At 50.9% G+C, this 17,095-nt stretch carries 14 protein-coding genes and 1 pseudogene; 6 read left to right on the top strand and 9 right to left on the bottom strand.

Features of this window, described 5'->3' with window-relative positions; all coding sequences use genetic code 11:
• Positions 1 to 159 precede the first annotated feature (159 nt).
• Positions 160 to 612 carry a macrodomain Ter protein MatP gene (matP, locus tag A7090_RS03020; RefSeq protein ID WP_105272976.1) on the bottom strand — a complete coding sequence of 151 codons (453 nt, stop codon included), beginning with the start codon at positions 610 to 612 and terminating at the stop codon, positions 160 to 162.
• Between the two features lie 185 nt (positions 613 to 797).
• On the opposite strand from matP, the gene A7090_RS03025 reads away from it, so the two are divergent.
• Together A7090_RS03025 and fabA are read left to right on the top strand one after the other, a co-directional pair.
• Positions 798 to 2,558: an AAA family ATPase gene (locus tag A7090_RS03025; protein WP_105272977.1), complete on the top strand. Its 1,761-nt coding sequence runs from the start codon at positions 798 to 800 to the stop codon at positions 2,556 to 2,558.
• Positions 2,559 to 2,626: 68 nt separating this feature from the next.
• Entirely contained in the window at positions 2,627 to 3,145 is a 519-nt protein-coding gene (fabA, locus tag A7090_RS03030) for a bifunctional 3-hydroxydecanoyl-ACP dehydratase/trans-2-decenoyl-ACP isomerase (RefSeq protein WP_000227927.1), read from the top strand.
• 69 nt (positions 3,146 to 3,214) lie between these two features.
• On the opposite strand, the gene rmf is transcribed toward fabA, so the two are convergent.
• The 6 genes from rmf to rlmKL all read right to left on the bottom strand — a co-directional run bounded on the left by rmf (position 3,215) and on the right by rlmKL (position 11,251).
• A complete protein-coding gene (gene rmf / locus A7090_RS03035) occupies positions 3,215 to 3,382 on the bottom strand; it encodes a ribosome modulation factor (RefSeq protein ID WP_000828648.1) in 168 nt (55 codons plus the stop codon).
• Positions 3,383 to 3,636: 254 nt separating this feature from the next.
• Complete coding sequence (gene pqiC, locus A7090_RS03040) at positions 3,637 to 4,200, bottom strand: membrane integrity-associated transporter subunit PqiC (protein WP_105272978.1); 564 nt, start codon at positions 4,198 to 4,200, stop codon at positions 3,637 to 3,639.
• On the bottom strand, positions 4,197 to 5,837 hold the full coding sequence (pqiB, locus tag A7090_RS03045; RefSeq protein ID WP_105272979.1) for an intermembrane transport protein PqiB: 1,641 nt from the start codon (positions 5,835 to 5,837) through the stop codon (positions 4,197 to 4,199). The genes pqiC and pqiB overlap by 4 nt, the downstream gene beginning before the upstream one ends.
• Before the next feature lie 4 nt (positions 5,838 to 5,841).
• Positions 5,842 to 7,095 (bottom strand): membrane integrity-associated transporter subunit PqiA, encoded by a 1,254-nt coding sequence (gene pqiA, locus A7090_RS03050; RefSeq protein WP_105272980.1) that lies wholly within the window; start codon positions 7,093 to 7,095, stop codon positions 5,842 to 5,844.
• 128 nt (positions 7,096 to 7,223) lie between these two features.
• Positions 7,224 to 9,131 carry an ABC transporter ATP-binding protein gene (locus A7090_RS03055; protein WP_105272981.1) on the bottom strand — a complete coding sequence of 636 codons (1,908 nt, stop codon included), beginning with the start codon at positions 9,129 to 9,131 and terminating at the stop codon, positions 7,224 to 7,226.
• Between the two features lie 11 nt (positions 9,132 to 9,142).
• A complete protein-coding gene (rlmKL, locus tag A7090_RS03060) occupies positions 9,143 to 11,251 on the bottom strand; it encodes a bifunctional 23S rRNA (guanine(2069)-N(7))-methyltransferase RlmK/23S rRNA (guanine(2445)-N(2))-methyltransferase RlmL (RefSeq protein ID WP_105272982.1) in 2,109 nt (702 codons plus the stop codon).
• A gap of 97 nt (positions 11,252 to 11,348) precedes the next feature.
• On the opposite strand from rlmKL, the gene ycbX reads away from it, so the two are divergent.
• Positions 11,349 to 12,458: a 6-N-hydroxylaminopurine resistance protein YcbX gene (gene ycbX, locus A7090_RS03065; protein ID WP_105272983.1), complete on the top strand. Its 1,110-nt coding sequence runs from the start codon at positions 11,349 to 11,351 to the stop codon at positions 12,456 to 12,458.
• On the opposite strand, the gene zapC is transcribed toward ycbX, so the two are convergent.
• A complete protein-coding gene (zapC, locus tag A7090_RS03070) occupies positions 12,455 to 12,997 on the bottom strand; it encodes a cell division protein ZapC (RefSeq protein ID WP_105272984.1) in 543 nt (180 codons plus the stop codon). The two genes, ycbX and zapC, sit on opposite strands and share 4 nt — an antisense overlap.
• 171 nt (positions 12,998 to 13,168) lie before the next feature.
• The gene (gene pyrD / locus A7090_RS03075; RefSeq protein WP_105272985.1) at positions 13,169 to 14,179 is read right to left on the bottom strand and encodes a quinone-dependent dihydroorotate dehydrogenase; all 1,011 of its coding nucleotides are present in this window, start codon (positions 14,177 to 14,179) and stop codon (positions 13,169 to 13,171) included.
• A 236-nt stretch (positions 14,180 to 14,415) separates the two neighbouring features.
• Here pyrD and ssuE point away from each other — a divergent pair.
• From ssuE to ssuD, 3 genes and pseudogenes are all read left to right on the top strand, one after another.
• A pseudogene (gene ssuE, locus A7090_RS03085) lies at positions 14,416 to 14,991 on the top strand (NADPH-dependent FMN reductase).
• On the top strand, positions 14,984 to 15,943 hold the full coding sequence (gene ssuA / locus A7090_RS03090) for an aliphatic sulfonate ABC transporter substrate-binding protein SsuA (protein ID WP_105272986.1): 960 nt from the start codon (positions 14,984 to 14,986) through the stop codon (positions 15,941 to 15,943). The pseudogene ssuE and the gene ssuA overlap by 8 nt, the downstream one beginning before the upstream one ends.
• Positions 15,940 to 17,085, top strand: a complete 1,146-nt coding sequence (ssuD, locus tag A7090_RS03095) for an FMNH2-dependent alkanesulfonate monooxygenase (protein ID WP_105272987.1) — start codon at positions 15,940 to 15,942, stop codon at positions 17,083 to 17,085. The genes ssuA and ssuD overlap by 4 nt, the downstream gene beginning before the upstream one ends.
• The last annotated feature ends 10 nt before the right edge of the window (positions 17,086 to 17,095 follow it).

Here is a 17,095-nt window from a genome sequence, read left to right on the forward strand (position 1 = left end):
GCTAATTTTAAGACGAACAGTGCTAAGCACAGTTCTTAATCATCTCGCCAAAACCTACCAGAATATGGTGTTGGTTTATTAGCGCTGATTTATGGGGATCCCTCAGCGCAGCTGCGGGGTTTTTTTTCGCCTTTCGTAAATTGGGCTGACCTTTGTCAGTTATTCCTTACCCAGCAACGCCTGCAGATCCTGCTTCAAAGAAGACATTTTATTCGCGTATTTCTCTTTGTTTTCCGCATCTTCAATCAGCTGAACAATCGTTTCGGAAAGTGTTTTACCGCGACGCTGCGCAAGACCAGCCAGACGTTGCCAGACAATAAATTCCAGATCGATCGATTTTTTGCGCGTATGCTGATGTTCGGCATTAAAATGGCGTTTCCGTCTGGCCCGAATAGTCTGCTTCATGCGATTGACCAGTTCCGGATTCATATGCTTGTCAATCCAGCCATTTACCAGGACGGGTTCATTTTCCAGCGAGAACAGCACATCGACGGCCTCCTGGGCGGCACTGGCTTCTATGTAACGGGTGATTAACTCCCCTTCGCGGTGCTTCTTCACCAGATACTTCCATTTCCAACCGCTTTCAAGATTTTCAAGTTGTTGATATTTCATAGCGATCTCAATGTTACCGTGTAACTCTTTACAGAATATCAGCTTTTTGGGCTAGTGAAGAAAAGAATCTCCATCCTGTGACCTTTAACGCCCATGCCGGGAGTATTGTCGGTGCTTTCTACGTGTGCTGCAGTGCCGGTTACGGTATAATCGCGGCTTTGACAACAGACTAAAAAACATCAACTTTGACCATTACGAAACTTGCATGGCGTGATCTGGTTCCTGATACCGAAAGCTATCAGGAAATATTTGCTCAGCCACATTTGATTGACGAAAACGATCCTTTATTCAGTGATACTCAACCGCGACTGCAATTTGCGCTGGAGCAGCTGCTGCATACGCGAGCATCCTCCTCTTTTATGCTGGCGAAGGCCCCGGAAGAGTCTGAGTATCTGAATCTAATTGCCGATGTCGCGCGTACGCTACAAAGCGATGCAGACCAACTGGTGGGTGGTCACTATGAGGTTTCCGGCCACACCATTCGTTTACGTAACGCAGCGAGCGCAGATGATAATTTTGCGACTTTAACGCAGGTTGTCGCTGCCGACTGGGTAGAAGCGGAACAACTCTTTGGCTGCCTGCGCCAGTTTAATGGCGGCATTACCCTGCAGCCTGGTCTGGTACATCAGGCAAATGGCGGTATTCTCATCATCTCTTTGCGTACACTGCTGGCGCAACCTCTGCTGTGGATGCGGCTGAAAAACATCGTTAACCGCGGGCGTTTTGACTGGGTAGCGTTTGATGAGTCGCGCCCTCTCCCCGTCTCTGTGCCTTCAATGCCATTAACGCTGAAAGTCATTCTGGTAGGCGAACGCGAATCATTGGCTGATTTCCAGGAGATGGAGCCAGAGCTTTCTGAGCAGGCTATTTATAGCGAATTTGAAGATACTCTGCAGATTGTCGATGCGGAGTCAGTAAACCAGTGGTGTCGCTGGGTGACATTTACCGCCAGGCATAACCACTTACCTGCACCGGGAGTGGATGCCTGGCCGGTACTTATCCGCGAAGCAGCACGCTACACCGGTGAACAAGACACACTGCCGCTTAGCCCGCAGTGGATCCTTCGCCAGTGTAAAGAGGTCGCTTCACTGTGTGATGGCGACACCTTCTCCGGCGAGCAGCTAAACTTAATGCTACAGCAGCGTGAATGGCGCGAAGGTTTCCTCGCTGAACGCATGCAGGATGAGATCCTTCAGGAGCAGATCCTGATTGAAACTGAAGGCGAACGCATCGGGCAAATTAACGCCCTTTCGGTCATTGAATTTCCGGGCCATCCACGCGCTTTTGGCGAACCTTCTCGCATTAGCTGCGTTGTGCATATTGGCGATGGCGAATTCACCGATATCGAACGCAAAGCAGAGCTTGGCGGCAACATCCATGCGAAAGGGATGATGATCATGCAGGCGTTCCTGATGTCGGAACTTCAGCTTGAGCAACAGATCCCCTTCTCGGCATCGCTGACATTTGAGCAGTCATACAGTGAAGTGGATGGCGATAGTGCCTCGATGGCTGAACTCTGCGCCCTGATAAGTGCCCTCGCCGATGTGCCGGTAAATCAGAGTATCGCTATCACAGGTTCAGTCGATCAGTTCGGTCGCGCCCAGCCGGTCGGTGGTTTAAATGAGAAAATCGAAGGCTTCTTTGCTATTTGCCAGCAACGAGAGTTAACGGGGAAACAAGGTGTCATTATCCCCACAGCTAACGTTCGCCATTTAAGTCTTCACAGTGAACTGGTGAAAGCGGTAGAAGAAGGCAAATTCACCATCTGGGCAGTAGACGATGTGACTGACGCACTGCCATTATTATTAAATCTGGTGTGGGATGGCGAAGGCCAAACGACGCTGATGCAAACCATCCAGGAACGTATCGCGCAAGCATCGCAACAGGAAGGACGTCACCGTTTTCCATGGCCATTACGTTGGCTGAACTGGTTTATTCCGAACTGATCGGACTTGTTCAGCGTACACGTGTTAGCTATCCTGCGTGCTTCAATAGAATAAGGCTTACAGAGAACATGGTAGATAAACGCGAATCCTATACAAAAGAAGACCTTCTTGCCTCTGGTCGCGGTGAACTGTTTGGTGCTAAAGGCCCGCAATTGCCAGCACCGAACATGCTGATGATGGACCGTGTGGTCAAAATGACCGAAACGGGTGGTAACTTCGACAAAGGGTATGTTGAAGCAGAACTGGATATCAATCCGGATCTGTGGTTCTTCGGATGCCACTTCATTGGCGATCCGGTTATGCCAGGATGCCTGGGCCTGGACGCAATGTGGCAGCTGGTAGGGTTCTACCTCGGCTGGCTGGGCGGCGAAGGTAAAGGCCGCGCGCTGGGCGTTGGCGAAGTGAAATTCACTGGTCAGGTACTGCCGACAGCGAAAAAAGTGACCTACCGTATTCACTTTAAACGCATTGTTAATCGTCGTCTGATTATGGGTCTGGCAGATGGCGAAGTGCTGGTTGATGGTCGTCTGATCTACACCGCCAGCGACCTGAAAGTCGGTCTGTTCCAGGATACGTCTGCCTTCTGATTATAATCAGACAGAGTATAAAAAGGCGAAACCTCCGCAATGCGGAGGTTTCTTTTTAAAGAGACAGAATCAGGCCATTACTACCCTGTCCGCCATAGCTTCTCGCCAGCCTCCCAGCCATTGTGACCTTTGATTCAACGTCTGATAGGGACACATTTCTTTTGAGCGTCCGGCGATGCCGGCCTGATAACCACGTTGATGTGCCCGTTCCAGGCGATCTCGTTTTTGTCTCTTCATGCCTCGTTTCCCTCATACTGGTTTCTGGTGGAAAAGAAAACAGTGATTACTAAATGTGCAATCACAGTTAAGCAATACCGCGAATCATAACCGCCGTCAATGCGAAAAATTCACGCCACTGCCATATTTGTGAGCTACACGGGCATGTCGGTTGTACAAAAAATGCGAAGAGGAACAACTTTTCCGCACCTTAGAAACAAAAAAACCGCCTCAGGCAACATACCGGAGACGGTTATATTTACAAATCTTTATAATTAAGGTAAGCGCTTTATCTCTTGCGCAATAGAAGCGGCTTCCTGACTCCAGACACTGGCCAGCACTTTAACCATCTCATCGTAACCATCCTGATTTTGTATCCCTTCCAGACGGAACGGACGTTTGATCAGTTGTCCCTGGTGATTCAACAGCCACTCGCCACTAACAATGACCTTGCCATCATAGCGACCGTTAAACTCCGTTACGGTAACATTGAGCGTGTCCTGGGTGCTTCCCAGAGGCTGAGAGGCAACCACCCAGCCGGGCAGTTGCGTGCTCAGGTTGGCAACCAGGGTGTTGCGCAACTGTTGATCCAGCGGGCTGGCCCACAAGTTATTGTTGGCAATCACATACTTCACATCACTGGTCTGATAAACCACACCATTCCCCGCCAGATAGTCAGGTACAGATACCTGCTCTACCCATAACAGGCGATTCCCCTGGCTGGTGGTACTTTGGGTACCGCTTTGCACAACAGGTAACTGGTAATAGTTTTTATTGATCTCGCCGGAGCTGCATCCGGCCAGCCACAGTGCTGCAATCGTCACTAGCCACTTTTTCATTGTTTCGCCCTCTTCGGCTCTGGATCTTTTTTGTCCTTCGCTTCAAATACCAGCGCGTTACTCTTCTCGTTGAGCGTTTTCAGCACTGGTTGCAGTTCTCGCAACACCTGATCAAGGCGCTGCATATCTGCAACCATCTTGTTGTAGGCTGCGGAACCTGGCTGGAAGCCCTGCATGCTGCGATTCAACTCACGCAACGTTGACTGCATATCCGTCGGCAACTGCTGCATCGACTGGCTGGCGAGGATCTTGTTCATGCTATCCAGCGTCGTTTGCAGGTTTTTCATTGTGCGCTGACTTTCAGAAAGCGTACTGGTCGCCTGTTCAATCATCGGATTCAATGGCAGTTTGTTGATCTTATCCAACGCTTCCATCAGTCGTTGCTGGATTTGCGCCAGGCCGCCGCTAACGGTCGGGATAATCTGATAACCATTAAATTCACGAATACCGGTTATTGCAGGCGTATTTGGATAGAAATCGAGATCAACATAGAGTGCGCCTGTGACCAGGTTTCCGGTTTTAAGCGATCCACGCAAACCACGTTTCAACAATTCGCCAAGGTGCTCAACAACATCCGCATTTTCGCCAAGCTGCATTTTCAGCCGCTCTGGCTCGATACGAATCAGTACCGGAATACGGTAATCATCGTTAAATGTCTGACGCATATTCGGTGCAAAGAATGGCACTTTGCTTACGGTCCCCAGGCGAATACCCCGGAATTCTACCGGAGCTCCCGGTTGCAGACCGCGTACCGAATCTTTAAAGAACATCAGATAATCAATGTGATCGGTGTACAACGAATCCTGAATACTCTTCTGATCATCATACAAAACGAAAGCTGTTTTCGGTGCCACCAGTTGCCCTAAACCCAGGCCTTCTGGCACATCAAAGCTGACACCGCCACTCAGCAGCGTTGTCAATGAGCCCATCTCCACACGCATTCCCGCTGACGTCAGATCAACCGCAATGCCACTATCTTTCCAGAAACGAACATTGCTGGTCACCAGTCGGTCATAAGGTGCATTGATAAACAGTTGATAGCTAATGTTGCGTTTTTGCGTATCGAAGGTGCTGGTTTCAACCGAACCGACTCGATAGCCACGGAACAGCACCGGATCTCCTGGCGAGAGCTGCCCGGCTTTTTTGCTATCGAGAATCACACGGATACCTTTCGCATCAGGTGGAGCCAACGGTGGCGAGTCCAGCAAATCGTATTTCTCCATTTTGCTGCCTTTCGCCCCAGGCTGCAGTTCGATATAAACCCCAGACAGCAACGTTCCCAAGCCACTAATCCCTTCTCGACCAATCTGTGGCTTCACCACCCAAAAGACGGTATCTTTATGCAGCAACTTTTCCATACCGGAATTCAGCCGCGCTTTGATTTCAACGTGCGTCAAATCATCAGCCAGTGTGGCGCTTTCAACCACACCGACGTCAACGCTACGACTTTTAATGGTGGTCTTACCACCTTCAATTCCTTCCGCATTCGCGGTGATCAGGGTCACTTCCGGTCCCTGATGGCTGTAATGATAAAAAAGAACCCAGGCCCCAATGAGCGCCGTGACGATAGGAAATATCCACACGGGAGACCAGTTCTTCACTTTCTGGATTTTGGCTTCCCCACTATTAGATTCCATACTGTCAGGACTCCTCATGCTCTGATTCAGGTTGACGATCCCATGACAAACGCGGGTCAAACGTCATAGCAGAAAACATTGTCATTATGACGACTAAAGCAAACATTAATGCACCCATTGCCGGATAAATACTCATTAAACCTCCCATACGCACCAGCGCCGAGAGCACCGCGATAACGAAAACGTCAATCATCGACCAGCGACCAACAAACTCAACAACTTCATAAATCAAATGCATTCTTTCACTGTCGCGTTTGCCATGCCCTTTGGCATCCCAACACAGCCACGCGATGGCGATCATCTTTAACGTTGGCACCATAATACTGGCCAGAAAGATAACCGCAGCGACGGGATAAGAGCCTTCGCTCCATAACAGGATAACCCCAGCGAGAATCGTCGACGGCATTTTCGAACCGAATAAATCCGTCACCATAATGGGCAAAATATTAGCAGGAAGATACAGCATGATGGACGTAACAAGCAGCGCGAATGTCCATTGCAGGCTGTTTCTACGCCGAACGTACCCTTTAGTACCACAGCGCGAGCACACGGGTTCATCAGCAGGAAGGATTGCCGTACAACAGGAACACGAACGCAGCCCCTGACGTATCCCCGTGACGCCTGGTTTTAGCGGCTGGCGCAGTTCTGGCATCGGGGCGATATCGTCCCATAACCAGCGACGATCAACGCACTGAAAGGCGCGCAATTGCAGCACACAAAATAAACACCAGGGGAGAAAACTGCTGCCTACACCAATGCTGCCGTAGGCCATCAGTTTAACAAAACTGACCAGCACACCCGCGAGGAAAATCTCTGCCATTCCCCAGGTTTTGAGTTGAAAAAGCACCCGTGCCAGTTGCTCTTTTAAACGGACAGGTAATTCCGCACGATTAACCAGTAGCAGAATGGTTATCAGGCAAAACGCGGGAACCAGTTGCACAAACAACAGAAAAAAGGTGCCGAGGCTGGCGTAGTCCTCAGAAAAAAGCACGCCGGGAATTTCCAGTAATGTAATTTCACTGGTGACTCCTGCAACGTTCATATTCACAAAAGGAAACAAGTTGGACAGCAACAGCATGAACAGTGCAGCCAACGCATAGGCGGTGAGACGCTGCCGAGGGGCATCCCACGCCACGGTTAACGTTGTGCCACACCGGGGACATGCCGCTTTCTGACCATGCTCAAGGCGCGGTAGCACCACCAGCATGTCACACTGCGAGCACAGGATGTGCTTCGCGGCATGATGATGTTCGCACATTGGTACTCCTTAATGATGCGCTATTTTACAGATTACTAACAAAGTGTTGTTTCCATGCCTGATAAACCTGGCGCATCAGGCAATTTTACCGTTGTCAGCAGTCTCTGTTTGAATCGACTATTTTGCGATCAGCCACCATTTTTTAACGCTTCAAGATACTCCCAGCGTTCAAAGGCTTGCTCCAGCTCCTGCTCCGCAGCAGCCATATCGGCGAGCACTTTTTGTGTCTGCTCATGCGGCTGACTGAAGAAGGAAGCATCTGCCACCTGCGCCTGTAGAGCTTCCAGCTTCGCCTCCAGATCTTCAAGCAATTGTGGTAGCTGCTCCAGTTCGCGCTGCAATTTATAGCTTAGTTTGCTACTGCTGCGTTTTACAGTTTCTGCTTTCGGCGTGGCGGCTTCTTCGGTTTTTTTCACCGCAGGCTGTTTGAGCGCCACATACTGTTCTTGCTGACCACGGGCATCATGATAACCGCCGACATAACGACCAATTTTACCGCTGCCTTCGAAGATCCAGCATTCTGTAACGGTGTTATCGACAAACTGACGATCGTGGCTCACCAGCAATACCGTACCTTGATAGCTGTCGATCAGCTCTTCCAGCAGCTCCAGCGTTTCAACATCAAGATCGTTGGTCGGTTCGTCAAGAATCAATAAGTTGCTTGGTTTGAGGAACAAACGCGCCAGCAGCAAGCGGTTACGCTCACCGCCAGAAAGCGCACGTACCGGCGTCATCGCCCGTTTCGGATGGAACAGAAAGTCCTGCAAATAGCCCAATACGTGGCGTGGCTTGCCGTTAACCATCACTTCTTGCTTACCTTCGGCAAGGTTATCCATCACCGTTTTATCGGGATCAAGTTCAGCACGGTGCTGATCGAAATAAGCCACTTCCAGTTTGGTGCCAACGTGAATACGCCCGCTGTCCGCTTGAAGCTGACCGAGCATTAGTTTCAGCAACGTGGTTTTGCCGCACCCATTCGGGCCAATCAGAGCAATTTTGTCGCCACGTTGAACCTGGGCAGAAAAATCTTTCACCAGTTGCTTGCCGTCAACCTGGTAGCAAACGTCTTCCATTTCGAAAACGATCTTACCGGAGCGGCTGGCCTCTTCCACCTGCATCTTCGCCGTGCCCATTACCTCACGACGCTGGCTACGTTCACGGCGCATTGCTTTCAGGGCACGTACGCGGCCTTCATTACGGGTGCGGCGTGCTTTGATCCCCTGACGGATCCACACCTCTTCCTGTGCCAGCTTGCGATCGAACTCGGCATTTTGTAGTTCTTCCACGCGCAGAGCTTCTTCTTTTTCCAGCAGGTACTGGTCGTAATTCCCCGGATAGGTCACCAGCTTGCCGCGATCGAGATCAACAATGCGCGTCGCCATATTGCGGATAAACGAACGGTCGTGGGAGATGAAAATAATCGTCCCATTGAAGGTTTTGAGGAAGCCTTCCAGCCAGTCTATGGTTTCGATATCCAGGTGGTTAGTCGGTTCGTCGAGCAGCAATACGCGCGGATTGCTCACCAGCGCGCGTCCTAATGCCGCTTTACGCAACCAGCCGCCGGAAAGCGACGACAGCGCAACGTTAGGATCTAACCCCAGTTGCACCAGTACTTCGTTGATGCGGTTTTCCAGCTGCCACAGGTTGTGGTGATCCAGCTGTTCCTGAACCTTCGCCAGCTCGTTGAGATTTTTCTCGCTCGGGTCGCTCATCACCAGGCGCGAAATATCGTGATAGCGTTTCAGGTATTCCGCTTGTTCTTCAATACCTTCGGCAACGAAATCATAAACGCTACCCTCAACGTTACGCGGTGGATCCTGTTGCAGACGAGCTACAATCAAATCTTGCTCGTAAATAATGCGACCGTCATCCAGCCCCTGTTCACGGTTGAGGATTTTCATTAATGTCGATTTGCCTGCGCCGTTACGGCCCACCAGACAAACACGTTCGTTATCTTCGATATGCAGTTCTGCATTATCGAGAAGCGGCGCGTCGCTGAACGACAGCCATGCACCATGCATACTGATTAATGACATTGCTATTCCTTTCAGGCTGCGGTAATCAGCCAGCAGTTGTGGATCTGGCGGTTACGGGCAAAATCCTGGGAGAGTGTTTTTTGCGTAATTTCTTGTGCTTTCAACCCCAGTTTTGCCAGTCCGTCAAGATCCATACGGAAGCCACGCTTGTTGTTCGAGAACATGATCGTCCCACCGGCACGCAGCAGACGTTTCAAATCTTTCATCAGCGCCAGATGATCGCGCTGAACATCAAACGCGTCTTCCATTCGTTTTGAGTTAGAGAAGGTTGGCGGATCGATAAAGATCAGATCAAACTGTTCATTTGCCTCACGCAGCCATGCCAGGCAATCGGCCTGAATCAGGCGATGCGCACGGCCAGTTAAGCCATTCAGACGCAGGTTGCGTTCTGCCCACTCCAGATACGTACGCGACATATCCACGGTGGTGGTGCTGCGCGCACCGCCTAATCCCGCGTGCACGGTGGCGCTACCGGTATAAGAGAACAAGTTGAGGAAATCTTTGCCTTTGCTCATTTGACCAAGCATACGACGGGCGATACGGTGGTCGAGGAACAGACCCGTATCGAGGTAATCCGTCAGGTTCACCCACAGGTGAGCGTTATATTCGGTGACTTCGAAAAACTCGCCCTTCTCGCCCAGTTTCTGATACTGATTTTTGCCCTTCTGCCGTTCACGGGTTTTCAGCACCAGTTTGTTTGGCGCAATCCCCAGTACAGAAATGGTTGCAGCGATAATATCGAACAGACGCTGACGCGCTTTGTGCGCATCAATAGTTTTTGGCGGCGCATACTCCTGCACCACCACCCAGTCAGCATAACGGTCAACGGCAACGTTATATTCCGGCAGATCGGCGTCATACAGGCGGTAACATTCAATCCCTTCCTGGCGTGCCCACTTCTCGAATTTTTTGAGGTTCTTACGCAGGCGGTTGGCGTAGTCTTCCGCTACCATTGCCGGTTTGCTATCGGGTGTGCTTTCGGCAACGTGGTAATTTTTCTGCACGCAGTCCAGTGGGCCGTTTTTCGCCTTATACTGTTTGTCTGCACGCAGTTGCAGGCAGCTTAACAGATCCGGCGAAGCACTAAATAAAGAGAGATTCCAGCCACCGAACTGGTTTTTCATGATTCGGCCCAGCAGACTATGCAGCGCAATCAGCGCCGGTTCGCTGTCCAGACGTTCACCGTATGGCGGGTTGCTCAGTACTGTACCATACGGCCCTTTCGGCAGTGGGTTGGTCAGCTGCGCGACATCTTTCACCTCAAAGGTGATCAGTTCGCCAATCCCCGCAAGACGGGCGTTAGTACGCGCACGTTGAATCACCCGTGCGTCGCTGTCCGAACCGTAAAAATGGGAGCTATACTCAGCCAGGCCTTTACGGGCGCGAGTTTGCGCTTCCGCTTTCACTTCCTGCCAGATAGCTTCATCATGCTGCGCCCAGCCGCTAAAGCCCCAACGCCCACGGTGCAAGCCCGGCGCGCGATCGGTCGCCAGCATCGCTGCTTCAATCAGCAACGTACCGGAACCACACATCGGATCGAGCAGGGGTGTTCCTGGCTGCCAGCCAGAACGCATAACAATAGCGGCTGCCAGGGTTTCTTTGATCGGCGCAATACCGGCACGATCACGATAGCCACGCAGATGTAAACCATCACCACTGAGATCAAGGGCGATACTGGCGGTTTCTTTATGCAGCCAGACATTAACGCGGATATCCGGCGCATCGCGATCCACATTTGGACGCGGCAGATTTTTCCGCGTGAAAGCATCGACGATCGCGTCTTTCACTTTCATCGCGCCGTACTGACTGTTGCGGATGGTGTCATTCAAACCACTGAAGTGGACAGCGAATGTCGCGCCAGGATTAAACATCTCTGTCCAGTTGATCGCCTGAACGCCGAGATAGAGGTCTAAATCGCTGTAAACCTTGCACTCGCCCAGCGGCAACATAATACGCGAGGCCAGGCGGCTCCACATCAGGCTCTGGTAAACAAGCCGTGTGTCGCCCTTGAAATGGACCCCACCCTGAACTACCTGGCATTCAACGGCCCCCAGGTTTTCCAGTTCAGTTTTTAACAGCTCTTCCAGCCCACGGGCCGTACTGGCAAACAGAGAATTCATATCGTCACTTTTACTCTAAGAAAATTGTTGCGCATTATAGCTAATAAGCGCGTCATGTCATAAAGTTGAAGGCTTATTTTCATTTGAGGACCGCAGCGTGGCGACATTAACCCGGCTTTTTATTCATCCTGTTAAATCGATGCGCGGCATTGGTCTTACACATGCCCTGGCTGATGTCAGTGGTCTGGCCTTCGATCGCATCTTCATGCTCACGGAACCTGACGGTACGTTTATTACCGCTCGCCAGTTTCCGCAAATGGTACGGTTTACCCCTTCCCCCGTGCATGATGGCTTGCATCTCACCGCTCCAGATGGCAGTAGCGCATATGTCCGTTTTGCTGATTTCGCCACACAAGACGCACCAACAGAGGTTTGGGGCACGCATTTTACCGCGCGAACTGCGCCAGACGCGATCAACAAATGGCTAAGTGGATTTTTCTCCCGCGAAGTGCAATTACGCTGGGTGGGGCCACAAATGACGCGGCGCGTGAAACGCCACCACACTGTACCTCTGTCATTTGCCGATGGCTATCCTTACCTACTTGCTAACGAAGCCTCGTTACGTGATCTCCAGCAACGTTGTCCGGCCAGTGTAAAAATGGAGCAGTTCCGTCCCAATCTGGTGGTTTCCGGCGCGTCGGCCTGGGAAGAAGATAGCTGGAAAGTGATTCGCATTGGTGATGTGGTGTTTGACGTGGTTAAACCTTGCAGCCGCTGTATTTTCACCACTGTCAGTCCGGAAAAAGGACAAAAGCATCCGGCTGGTGAACCGTTAAAAACGTTGCAATCTTTCCGCACTGCCCAGGATAACGGTGATGTCGATTTTGGTCAGAATTTAATTGCCCGTAATAGTGGCGTGATTCGCGTTGGCGACGAGGTGGAAATTCTGGCCACGGTTCCGGCTAAAATTTACGGCGCAACTGCCGCTGACGATACTGTCAACATCACGCAACAACCGGACGCAAATGTAGATATTGACTGGCAGGGACAGGCATTTCGTGGAAACAACCAACAGGTTTTGCTGGAGCAATTAGAAAATCAGGGAATTCGTATCCCTTATTCTTGCCGCGCGGGCATTTGTGGAAGTTGTCGTGTTCAGCTTATAGAAGGCGAAGTTACACCGCTGAAAAAATCCGCAATGGGCGATGATGGCACCATTCTTTGCTGTAGCTGTGTGCCGAAGACTGCGCTTAAGCTGACGCGTTAGACTGCCTGTTCGAGGCTGAAGCTGTCAAAATTAACCTGCGGTTTCAACCTGTCGTTCATGATTTTGATGGCATCGCCTAGCAGCATCGTGCGACCAGCAATAACTACGCAGGGTTGCGCCAGCAAGCATAGTGCGGCATTTTCGCCAGATTCAACGACCAGCAAATTGACTTGCTCGTGGGTATCGCTCAACCAGACACAAGCAGCATCACCCAACATTGGTGCCCACATTTCGCCATGGGAAACAAAATGCCAGCTTTTCGGCATTTGCGGTTTGAGATAACGAATCGCCACCAGCGCATTAAGCACCAGTTCGGCTTTTTGTTCTTTAGATAAATTGAAATCGCGGCACTTTTCTTCAAACGAGAAATAGAGTGCGGTGTCGTCAACGCAAAAGCCTGCGGGAGAAAAGGCATCCGGAGTCAACATTTTTCGCGCAAAACGTGAGCGAAATAGCATACCATTGGCTAAATCGAGCATCATTCGATCGTGCTCTTCATCGTAATACCAACGCCAGTTATCGTCTGGTTTAATTCGCATCTGCCTCCCCCTACCCTATAAAACCGCAGCAACACAATCCATTGTCGCTTCGCTTAATAACCTCAACAATAAAGTACAAAATGTCTAAATAAGCAACAGGGATGAATATAAAACAACCAGGGCTGAAAATAAAGCCCTGATTATCTTATAAAGAGAAATTCGAAGAAATAATTAGATATGGGTAACGATTTCTTTAATCAGCGGCGGACCTTTAAAAATAAAACCAGAATAAATTTGCACCAGTGAGGCACCAGCAGCAATCTTCTCACGCGCAGCGATCACCGAGTCAATGCCGCCAACACCGATGATCGGTAGGCGACCGTTTAATTCCTGTGATAAGCGGCGAATAATTTCTGTGCTTTTTAACTGAAGCGGACGACCACTTAAGCCACCGGTTTGATCGCAATTTTTCATTCCCTGAACCAGAGAACGATCGAGTGTGGTATTGGTTGCAATAACGCCATCAATATTATGGCGAACTAAACTATCGGCAACCTGGATCAATTCTTCTTCAGAAAGATCCGGCGCGATCTTCACCGCGATCGGCACATATTTATGGTGCATCGCTTGCAAATCATTTTGCTTATTTTTAATCGCGGTTAAGAGATCATCCAGCGCTTCACCATATTGCAGTGTGCGTAATCCTGGGGTATTCGGCGATGAAATATTGATGGCGATATATCCCGCATAGGCATAGATTTTTTCCATACAAATCAGATAGTCATCTTTACCCTGCTCCACCGGCGTATCTTTATTTTTGCCGATGTTAATCCCCAGGATGCCGTCATAATGAGCTTTTTTTACGTTCTCTACGAGGTTATCAACGCCAAGATTATTAAAGCCCATGCGGTTGATCAAACCTTCGGCATCTACCAGACGAAAGAGACGCGGTTTGTCATTACCGGGTTGTGGGCGTGGCGTGACGGTACCGATCTCGATCGATCCAAAACCCATCGCGCCTAACGCGTCAATGCACTCCCCGTCTTTATCCAGACCGGCTGCCAGACCAAGTGGATTTTTAAACGTCAGGCCCATGCAATTAACGGGTTTTACAGGAACTTTTTGCCGAATAAGTGTTTCAAACGGCGTTCCGCTAATGCGGCGTAATTGATGAAAAGTAAACTCATGAGCGCGCTCTGGATCGAGCTGGAAAAGGGCTTTACGAACGAAGGGGTAGTACATGAACTCTCCTGGATTCCCGGTGTGCAAACCGGGGGCATATTATGTGCGAGTTCGGAACAAAAGGGAATTGACCTACGGCAATAAATAGCAAACGTTTTCTTATTGCGTTTTTTTTATGCTTTTTTTGGCTTTGCTTCGCCAGATAAATCATTTCAACTCGCGAACGCCCTCTGTCAGACTGACTAAATTGTTATCAATGTTAACAAAAGAAGAACAATTGGTTATAAGGAGAGAGTATGCGTGTCATCACCCTGGCGGGTAGTCCTCGCTTTCCTTCTCGCTCCAGCGCCTTGCTGGAATATGCGCGGGAAAAACTGAATGGCCTGGATGTAGAGGTTTATCACTGGAATCTGCAAAACTTCGCCCCGGAAGATCTGCTCTATGCTCGTTTCGATAGTCCGGCAGTCAAGACTTTCACCGAACAACTGCAACAGGCCGATGGGTTGATTGTCGCCACACCTGTGTATAAAGCCGCCTATTCCGGTGCACTGAAAACTCTGCTCGATCTGCTGCCAGAACGTGCGTTGCAAGGCAAAGTGGTACTGCCGCTGGCAACGGGCGGTACGGTGGCTCATCTGTTGGCGGTCGATTACGCACTTAAACCTGTTTTAAGCGCACTGAAAGCCTAGGAGATCCTGCACGGCGTGTTTGCCGATGACTCTCAGGTGATTGATTACCAGCACAAACCCCAGTTCACGCCAAATCTGCAAACCCGTCTTGATACCGCGCTAGAAACTTTCTGGCAGGCGTTGCACCGTCGGGATGTTCAGGTTCCTGACTTTCATTCTCTGCGAGGTAATGCCCATGCGTAACATCATTAAACTGGCGCTGGCGGGATTGCTTAGCGTCTCTACGATTGCGGTTGCTGCAGAGTCCTCGCCTGAAACGTTACGAATAGGCTATCAGAAAGGCAGCATTGGTATGGTGCTGGCAAAAAGCCACCAGTTACTGGAAACACGCTATCCACAAACCAAAATCTCGTGGGTGGAGTTTCCCGCGGGTCCGCAAATGTTGGAAGCGTTAAACGTTGGCAGTATTGATCTCGGCGGCACCGGGGATATTCCACCAATCTATGCTCAGGCCGCCGGGGCTGATTTGGTGTACGTGGGCGTCGAGCCGCCGAAGCCAAAAGCCGAAGTGATTCTGGTACCAGAAAGCAGTCCGATCAAAACCGTAGCCGACCTTAAAGGTCACAAAGTTGCCTTTCAGAAAGGTTCCAGTTCGCACAATCTTTTACTACGCGCATTGCGCCAGGCCGGGCTTACATTCACGGATATCCAGCCCACTTACCTGACGCCCGCCGATGCCCGCGCTGCGTTCCAGCAAGGTAACGTCGACGCCTGGGCCATCTGGGATCCCTACTACTCTGCCGCGTTATTACAGGGCGGCGTACGGGTGTTGAAAGACGGCAGCGATCTTAATCAAACCGGATCGTTTTATCTGGCAGCTCGCCCCTATGCCGAAAAAAACGGCGCATTTATTCAGGACGTGCTGGCAACCTTTAGCGAAGCCGATGCGTTAACCCGCAGTCAGCGTGAGCAAAGCATCGCTTTACTGGCAAAAACGATGGGCTTACCGGCACCAGTGATTGCCTCGTATCTGGATCATCGTCCTCCCACCACCATCAAACCGGTTAACGCCGAGATTGCCGCCTTACAGCAGCAAACGGCAGATCTGTTTTATGAAAACCGTCTGGTACCGAAAAAAGTCGATATTCGCCAGCGCATCTGGCAGCCCACGCAACTGGAAGGAAAACAATTATGAGTCTGAATATGTTCTGGTTTTTACCGACCCACGGTGACGGTCGTTATCTGGGAACGGAAGAAGGTTCACGCCCGGTTGATCACGGTTATCTGCAGCAGATTGCGCAAGCAGCGGATCGTCTTGGCTATACTGGGGTGCTGATCCCAACGGGGCGCTCCTGCGAAGATGCGTGGCTGGTTGCAGCATCGATGATCCCGGTGACGCAACGGCTGAAGTTTCTTGTTGCTTTGCGCCCCAGTGTGACCTCTCCTACCGTTGCCGCCCGCCAGGCCACCACGCTTGACCGCCTCTCTAACGGACGCGCGTTGTTTAATCTGGTGACAGGCAGCGATCCACAAGAGCTGGCAGGCGACGGCGTGTTCCTCGACCATAGCGAGCGTTACGAAGCCTCGGCAGAATTTACCCAAGTCTGGCGACGTTTATTACAGGGAGAAACCGTCGATTTCAACGGTAAACATATTCATGTGCGCGGAGCCAGACTGCTCTTCCCGCCAATTCAACAGCCGTATCCTCCGCTTTACTTTGGTGGATCGTCAGACGTCGCCCAGGAACTGGCGGCAGAACAAGTTGATCTCTATCTCACCTGGGGCGAACCGCCGGAACGGGTAAAAGAGAAAATCGAACAAGTACGGGCGAAAGCTGCCGCGCATGGACGCAAAATTCGTTTTGGTATTCGTCTGCATGTGATTGTTCGCGAGACCAACGACGAAGCGTGGCAGGCAGCCGAACGATTAATCTCCCATCTTGATGATGAGACCATCGCCAAAGCACAGGCCGCCTTTGCCCGTACGGATTCTGTGGGGCAACAGCGGATGGCGGCGTTACATAACGGCAAGCGCGACAATCTGGAGATCAGTCCTAATTTATGGGCGGGCGTTGGCTTAGTCCGCGGCGGTGCCGGGACAGCGCTGGTGGGCGATGGTCCGACGGTCGCCGCGAGAATCAAGGAATACGCTGCACTTGGCATCGACAGTTTTGTGCTTTCGGGCTATCCACATCTGGAAGAAGCGTATCGGGTTGGCGAGTTGCTGTTCCCGCATCTGGATGTCGCCATCCCGGAAATTCCCCAGCCGCAGCCGCTGAATCTACAAGGTGAAGCGGTGGCAAATGATTTTATCCCACGCAAAGTCGCGCAGAGCTAAGGAACAAAAT

It is taken from the genome of Escherichia sp. MOD1-EC7003 (genome assembly GCF_002965065.1).
In the GTDB taxonomy this organism is placed as follows: domain Bacteria; phylum Pseudomonadota; class Gammaproteobacteria; order Enterobacterales; family Enterobacteriaceae; genus Escherichia.

Excerpts from the sequence above, each read along its gene's own strand:
- ssuA (WP_105272986.1), top strand. The coding sequence starts at position 14,984 with ATGCGTAACATCATTAAACTGGCGCTGGCGGGATTGCTTAGCGTCTCT.
- pqiA (WP_105272980.1), bottom strand. The coding sequence starts at position 7,095 with ATGTGCGAACATCATCATGCCGCGAAGCACATCCTGTGCTCGCAGTGT.
- rlmKL (WP_105272982.1), bottom strand. The coding sequence starts at position 11,251 with ATGAATTCTCTGTTTGCCAGTACGGCCCGTGGGCTGGAAGAGCTGTTA.
- zapC (WP_105272984.1), bottom strand. The coding sequence starts at position 12,997 with ATGCGAATTAAACCAGACGATAACTGGCGTTGGTATTACGATGAAGAG.
- pqiB (WP_105272979.1), bottom strand. The coding sequence starts at position 5,837 with ATGGAATCTAATAGTGGGGAAGCCAAAATCCAGAAAGTGAAGAACTGG.
- ssuD (WP_105272987.1), top strand. The coding sequence starts at position 15,940 with ATGAGTCTGAATATGTTCTGGTTTTTACCGACCCACGGTGACGGTCGT.
- pqiC (WP_105272978.1), bottom strand. The coding sequence starts at position 4,200 with ATGAAAAAGTGGCTAGTGACGATTGCAGCACTGTGGCTGGCCGGATGC.
- A7090_RS03055 (WP_105272981.1), bottom strand. The coding sequence starts at position 9,131 with ATGTCATTAATCAGTATGCATGGTGCATGGCTGTCGTTCAGCGACGCG.
- rmf (WP_000828648.1), bottom strand. The coding sequence starts at position 3,382 with ATGAAGAGACAAAAACGAGATCGCCTGGAACGGGCACATCAACGTGGT.
- pyrD (WP_105272985.1), bottom strand. The coding sequence starts at position 14,179 with ATGTACTACCCCTTCGTTCGTAAAGCCCTTTTCCAGCTCGATCCAGAG.
- matP (WP_105272976.1), bottom strand. The coding sequence starts at position 612 with ATGAAATATCAACAACTTGAAAATCTTGAAAGCGGTTGGAAATGGAAG.
- fabA (WP_000227927.1), top strand. The coding sequence starts at position 2,627 with ATGGTAGATAAACGCGAATCCTATACAAAAGAAGACCTTCTTGCCTCT.